1 pseudogene is annotated in these 978 nt (G+C 37.7%); it reads right to left on the reverse strand.

The features are described from left to right. Window positions 1–31 precede the first annotated feature (31 nt). Window positions 32–978, reverse strand: a pseudogene (locus HHO47_RS18990) (IS3 family transposase); the annotation flags it as partial.

Below are 978 nucleotides of genomic sequence, written 5' to 3' on the forward strand. Positions count from 1 at the left end.
TGACCTGGTCAACTAAATTCAGTCACCCTAGTTAAGCTACTTTTTCTAACTCATTAATTTTAAATTCAAAATCATTTGGGCTTTGATACCCTAAGTAGGAATGCAATCGGTTACTGTTGTACCACATGGTTATGTAATTCATTACGTCCTGCTGTGCTTCATAGCGTGTTTCATAGTTTCTCCAATGAACACGCTCTTGTTTTAAACTACCAAAAAAACTTTCTGCAACGGCATTATCCCAGCAACAGCCTTTTTTACTCATACTGCCAATAAAACCATTATCTTTTAGTAAGTTCCTGTACTGGTGGCTTGCATATTGAACACCTTGATCTGAATGAACAATAAGCCCTTTATCGGGTTTTCGTTGCCAAATAGCCATTGTTAACGCATCACAGACAAGTTGAGCTTTCATTCTTGACCCCATACTCCAACCAACAACTTTACGGGAGTACAGGTCAATAACAACAGCTAAGTAGAGCCAACCTTCTGCTGTCCAAATGTAGGTGATATCACCTACAAATGCTTGGTTCGGCTGCTCTGTGGTAAAGTGTTGTTCAAGCTCATTTTTATAGAGCGGTTTATTGTGATCGCTATTGGTTGTTGATTTATATTTCTTTTTGTAACGAACCCAAACATTCGCCTCTTTCATTAACTTTCCTACTTTCCATCGACTTACGGGGAAACCCAACGCATTCAGTACCGCTTTAATGCGTCTTTCTCCATAAGTATTGTCACTAAATTTGGCAATATCTTTTACTAACTCAAGCATTTCTGGGTGCGTTGTATCATTTACTTTATCTGTATTACGCTTTTGATAACTATAATAATTATTACTTTTTACGCCCAATACCTGACACATTAATGTAACAGGCCAGATCTTCTTATGTTGGGTAACAAACGAATATTTTACTTCGTTTCTTTGGCAAAGAAGACCGTCGCTTTTTTTAAGATTTCACGCTCCATCTCTAAGCGTTTGAC

Origin of the sequence: Pseudoalteromonas arctica, assembly GCF_012927645.1 — a bacterium.
GTDB lineage: Bacteria > Pseudomonadota > Gammaproteobacteria > Enterobacterales > Alteromonadaceae > Pseudoalteromonas > Pseudoalteromonas arctica_A.